Origin of the sequence: Aquitalea pelogenes, assembly GCF_041914625.1 — a bacterium.
GTDB classification, from domain to species: Bacteria; Pseudomonadota; Gammaproteobacteria; order Burkholderiales; family Chromobacteriaceae; genus Aquitalea; species Aquitalea pelogenes.
On the sequence record NZ_JAYSDA010000001.1, the window covers coordinates 56,726 to 63,051 of the forward strand.

Here is a 6,326-nt window from a genome sequence, read left to right on the forward strand (position 1 = left end):
TTGGATATCACGGCGCGGAGAAGGTCAATGGCACTTGCTTGGTGCTGCCATCAGCCTGGGGTACGCTGATGTTCACCTGGAGCGAACCGCTGAACCCGGCAGGCGGGGTGCCGCTGATCTTGCCACTGGCTGGATCCACGCTCAGCCAGCTTGGCAGCGGTTTGCCATCTGCCGTGCTGGCCTGCACCTTGCTGCCGGGCGGCAGGTTGGCAGGTACGCTGACGCTGGCGCTAAAGCTGCCATTGGCACCGGTTTGCACCAGTGTCCGGCCTGCGCCCTGCATCTGCACGCCCTGTACCTGTACCGAAGCGCCAACATTGGTCAGCCCGGCACTGGCGCTGCCGGAGACCACGGTCTGCTGCTGCACGCCACCTGCGCCCTGCACGGAAACCGTGCCATCGCTCTGGGCCTGGGTGCCTTGCAGGCTGACCTTGCCGCCAGCGTTGACGCTAAGGTTACCGGCGTTCTGGATATTGACGGTCTGCTTGCTTTCGCCGCCGCTGATCTGCGCCTGGTTGATCATGGCCGAGCCGCCACCCGCTGCGCCGCCCAAACTGCCGCTGACTGCGCTGCTATTGGCGGTACCCAGCGTGACATTGCCACCGGCCTGGATGCCGACATCGCCGCCGCTTTGCATCTGGGTACCGGCAAAGCTGGCATTGCCACCGGCGGTGATGCTCAGGCCACGGCCGCCTTGCAGGCTGGCCGCTTGTGCATCGCTGCTGGTGCCGCCGCTCAGGCTGATGCCATTGTCAGAGGCCTTGGCTTCGGTTTCGGTCTTGTTTTCCGCTGGCTGGTCGCTGCTGCTGGCCGTTGCGGTTTTGGCGTTGGTGTCGGTCTTGCCGCCTGCCGGCTTACTTTCGCTGCCAGCAGTATCAGGCTTGCTGCTTTCCTTCTTGACGCTGCCGCCGATGGAGGCGTCCACGCCCACGCTGCTGGAGGTGCTGACCGCGGCTTTCACATCCACATTGCCACCTGCAGCAATGCTGGCCTGACCGGCAGCAGAAACGCCCGTGCCTTCCAGTGTGGTATTGCCACCGGAGGAGAGTTTCAGATTGCCGCCCGAGCTGATGCTGCCAGCTTGTGCCGTGTCACTGCTGGATTGCTGGTAATTGCCGCTGAGGCCGAACTCACCGCTCTTGCTGCTGGTGGTCTTGCCGCCTTCGGATGAGGTTTCCTTGCTGGCTCCTACCGAAGCATCCACGCCAAAGGACTGGCTGCTTGTCGTGCTGTGGGCCGCTTGCAGGTTGAGGTTGCCGCCCGCGCTGATGCTGGCGTCACCGCCACTGCTGACCGTGGTGCCCACCAGGGTGGTGTCCTTGCCGGAGCTGATGTTCAGCCCGCTGCCGGCATTGATGCTGCCAACCACCGCAGTCGAGCTGCTGTCTTTGGACTGGCTGTAACCGCCCTCGGCCGAGAAGCCCTTGCTACCCTTGTCCGCCGTGATGGACAGCGAGGCATTGGCATCGCTGCTGCTGGAGCTGCTGGTGTTTTTGGCGGCATCCACCGTGACATTGCCACCGGCACGGATATTGGTGCTGTCAGTGGAATTCAGTGCCGTGCCCTCCAGTCGGGTATCCCCGGTGGTGGTGATGTTCAGCTTGCCACCGGCATTGACATTGCCCACCACGGCCGTGCTGGAGCTGTCGCTGGATTTGGCACCATCGTAACTACCGTTGGCCCCTGTACCGGTGCCTTCAATGGCCACTTGCACTTGCGCACTGCCCGAGGTGCTGCTGCTGGTGTTGCTGGTGGTATCGGCAGCGGCCTTGTAGTTCAGCGAACCTGCGGACAGGTTCACGTCGCCACCCGAGCTGATATTGGTGCCTTCCAGCGTGGTGCTACCCTTGGAGCTGCTGTTGACCTTGCCGCCCACCGTGATGTTGGATACCACCGCATTGCTGCTGTTGGAGCTGCTGGTGTCCTGCTGGTACTGATAGGTGGCTCTTACCCCGACCCCGGCACCGGCTGATGCGTCAGCATCGCCGCTGGTCGAGCCGGTCAGGCCCCCGGTTCCCACCCCGCCATTGGCATTGCCTTCGGCCGAGGCTCCGGCCTGTGCGCTGGCAAACAGACCGACAGTGGCGGTATTGCTGGTGCTGCTGGAGCTGGAGTAGGTGGTGTTCTTGGCCGCCAGGCTGGTAATGGTGTTGGCGGACTGGTTCAGGTCGCCACCAGCGGAAATCTGCGTACCGACGTCGGTAATGCTGTTGCTGGCAGTACGGTTGATATTGCCACCGGCCGACAGTGAGGAGGTCACCGCCGTGGTGGAACCATCCACCGAGCTTTGCTGGGTATTGCTCACCTTAACGCCTACGCCAGCGTCAGCAGAAGCCTGGGCGGAACCACTGGCGCTGCCCGACATATTGCCACCGTTGGCATTGGCGTCTGCATTGGCGCTGGCATTGGCATTGGCGTTGGCAAACAGCCCTACCGAGGTGGTATTGCTGCTGGTTGTCACCTGATGCACATCATTCACCGCCTGGAAGGACATGTCCTTGGCGTTCAGGTTCAGGTCATTGCCAGCACCCAGCGAGGAACCCTGGGTGGTGAGCTTGTTACCGGCATTGATGGTGAGGTTGCCGCCACTATTGATGCTCGAACCCTGATGGGTGATGTCCAGCGTGTTGGTATTGCTGGTGGTGGTGCTCATCAGCGTGAGGTCGTTATTGGACGACGCGCTGGCCTGGGCCGAGGCCGAGGCCTGGGCATTCAGCTGGCTGGCATCCGCGCCGACCGAGCCACCCAGTTTTCCTTTGCCCGCAGTGCCAGATGCACCAGCGCCACCGGAATTGGCCGATGCACCGGCTTGTGCACTGGCATTGGCCTGGTTGTCGCTGGATGCCATCAAGCCCACCGAGGTGGTGGTGCTATGGGTATTGCTGGTGGACACATCTGCCACCGCCAGCACGTTGACGTTCTGGGCGTTGATGGTGGCATCGCCGCCGCTGCTGACGTTGGAGCCCTTGAGAGTGACATCCTTGCTGGCGTTGATGTTCAGATTGCCGCCCACGTCCAGCGTGGAGGCCACGTGACGGGTGTTGAGCGTGTCGGTGGTGGTGGTGGTGGTGGACGACAGTACCAGGCCGGCCGAACCTTGTGCCTGTGCCCCGGCATTGGCACCGGCGTTGGCTGCCGCCTGGCCATTGCCGGAGGACGACGAGGAGGACGAATCGGACGATGCCCCGGACGAGCCGCCCGAGCTGGTGCTCAGGAAGGTGGTGGTCTTGGTGGTGCTGTGGCTGGTGTCAGAGTCCAGACCGGCCAGCACATTGACATTGGTGGCATTGATGTTGCCATCACCTGCCACCTTCATGCTGGAGCCTTGCAGTGTCAGATCCCCCCCGGCATTGACCGTGGCATTGCCACCCACCGTGAGGCTGCTGCCTACGTTGCGGTTGGATTGCGTGTCGGTCACGGTCGCGGTGGTGCCGTACAGGCCGCCACCCACACCAATGCCGGAGCCCGAGCTTTCGGTGTGCGTGGTGGTGGAGTTGGCACGAGCCACGATGTTGACATCACCGGTAGCGTTCAGGCTGGCATCCCCGCCCACCTTGGCATCGGTACCGGCCAGCGTAATATCCTTGCCAGCCGTCACGCTGAGATTGCCACCCGTACTCAGGCCGGACTTGATCTGCTCTACGGTCGTCGTGGTCGTGGTGCTGCGGCTGGAACTGAGGAAGCCGCTGGACGAGGTATGGGTGGTGTTGGTGTTGGTGTTTTGCAGCGTGTCAAAGGTGACATTGCCACCCGCGTTCAGGCTGGCATTGCCACCTGCCGCCACATTGGCCCCCAGATTGGTGATGTCCTTGCCGGCGCTCAGGCTCATGTCGCCGGTAGAGGTAATGCCAGCCTGCTTGCCAATGCTGGTGGCGTAGAGCTGACTGCCACCGCTACCCTGGGTCAGCGTCTGGTTGGTGATGTTGCCACCGGCATTCAGGTTGACGTTGCCACCGCTGATGCTGCCCGAAGTGTTGGTGATATCGCCTTTGGCGGTGATGTTGAGCGAGGTGCCACCGCTGATGGTGCCGCCGGTATTGCTAAGGCTGTTCACGTTCAGGTTGGTATTGCTGGCGGCTATTACCGCACCCTTGTCGATGCTGGCCACCGTGGACGGTGCCAGGTAGACCTGCGGTACCAGTACGTTCTGGCCATCCACCTGCATCGACACCATCCAGACGATGTCCTGATTCAGGCTGGCCAGCTGTTGTGCCGTGGGTGCCTGGCCCACGGTCAGGCCCAGTGTCTTGGCCTCGCTCACGCCGTTCTGCACCAGACCCTGCAAGGTGGCGCTCTGGCTGCTGTAGCCCTTCAGCAGGTTGTTTCCGGTTTGTGCCACCAGCTGCTGCTGAATCAGATATGCCTCGTAGTTGGAATCACCCAGCCGCTTTTCTGCGGTGTCCGGATTGAAGCCCAGCTGTTGCAGCATGTAGTTGGAGCCGTCAAAGCCTGCATTGAGGTTACCCATCAGCGGGTTGGTTTCAATCAGGTAATGCGCACCCGGCTGCGTAGCCGGAACAAAATAGCCATTGGGGTTGGTAGGCAGAGTGATATGAATGCCGCCAAAGTTCAGGCTGTTGGCGGCCTGCGTGCCGCTGGAGGTGCTGGCACTGCCGACTCCGGACGTGCTGGTTCCGGACGAGGTGCTGGCCGAAGCGCTGCTTGAGCCGCTGGTGCCACTGGCAGAGCCGGACTGGCTGGCCCCACTGCTCTGATAGCTGGTGCTATCAGGAGAGGCGCTCCACGGCGAACCCTTGTTACTCAGGCTGAAACCGCCGCCATTGATGGTATTGGCGAAGATGCCTGCACCCGGGCTGTACACCGTGCTGGTGCTCTGGATGACCGGGCCGGAATCATTGTGGTCCGAGTCGTCGGTGTAGGTAAGCGGCCCTTGGGCTACATAGTCGATGTAGTGCTCCCAGGTTTGCTTGTAATTGCGCTGGATCAGCGAGTAGTCGTCATTGGTGACGGTTGCTCCGCCATTGCCATGCAAGGTAACGGTGTTACCGGACAATACGCCACCCAGGTTGTACACCGTATCAAAGTTGTTCAGGGTCAGGGTGCCGCCTGCCAGGATCTGCGGTTTGGGCGGCGTGGCCTGGCCGTTGATGACGGGGTAGACTGCGTTGTAATACTGGGCCTGGGTCCAGGTGCGCTGGTAATACCAGGTTTCGGTCCGGTTGACGCCATCGCAATCCGAGCAGTCATCGTGTCCGGTTTCTACCGTGCCGGAGTCATTGGTATAACCACCCCATGCACGCTTGTCGCCGCCAGGCACCACATTGTTGATGGTGGCTGCGCTCAGTGTGATGTCACCGGATGCGTTGATATTGCTGTTGTTGTTGATGGTGCTGGCAGTCAGCGTGATATTGCGACCCGCATCCATGGTGCCTACCGCACCACTGCTTTCGCTGCCGACGTTGGTAATGGTGTGGCCGCTGGCGCTGATCTGCAAATCATTGCCGGCAAACAGCGCGCCGCTGTTGCTGACATCGCCGCTGCTGTTCAGGCTGAGGTTATGCAACGCGGCAATGCCGCCGGTGGTGGTGGTGGTGATTCCCGGTGCCGTAATGCTCAGGTCATTGCCGGAATACAGGCCGGAGTTGGCGTTCAGGGCGCTGGCCAGTGTGATGCTGCCCGTGCCGCTGCCACCCCGTGCGGCAATCACATGGGCGCTGCTACTGCCAAAGCCCAGGCTGTTGAGGTTCAGCGTCATGCCCGCCTGGGACAGCGCGGCCGCATTGCCATTCAGGGTCAGGCCATGCGCAGTCACGTTCAGCGCATTGCCTTGCAGAACACCGCCATTATTCACCGTGATGTCATAGCTGGCACCGCTGCGGCCAGTCAGGCTCAGCGTGCCGCCGGCAATGACCGCGCTGTTGTTGCTCAGGCCGCCGCTGCCGGTTTGAATGCCAAGGTCACCGGCCGATTGCAATTTGCCGCTGTTGCTGATGGTTCCGGCAGAAAGCGTGCCGTTACCAACAGCTTGCGATGCCATATTGATGACGGCACCACTGTTATTGGTCAGCGTATTGCTGACCGTCAGGCTGCTGCCGGTGGCGCTGCCTGCCTGGATGGTGCCACTGTTGGTGGCCTGGCTGGCAGACAGAGTCAGCTTGTTTCCACCCATGAAGGCACCGCTGGCATTGCTGAGCGTGGCAATACCGCTGGCGCTCAGCGTGCCGCCTGCCTGAATGTAGCTATTGCTTTCATTGCTCAGGTCACCATTGCTCAGCGTCAGCCCCAGATCGTCTGAGGCCAGCAACTTGCCGCTGTTGTCGGTACTGGCGGCGGACAGGCTCATGGCCTGGGCGGATTGCAGGGTG

1 protein-coding gene is annotated in these 6,326 nt (G+C 61.8%); it reads right to left on the minus strand.

All coding sequences use genetic code 11. The features are described 5' to 3' along the window. Nucleotides 1–7 precede the first annotated feature (7 nt). The gene (locus tag ACE3SE_RS00250; protein ID WP_374553166.1) at nt 8–6,304 is read right to left on the minus strand and encodes a hemagglutinin repeat-containing protein; all 6,297 of its coding nucleotides are present in this window, start codon (nt 6,302–6,304) and stop codon (nt 8–10) included. Nucleotides 6,305–6,326: the final 22 nt, after the last annotated feature.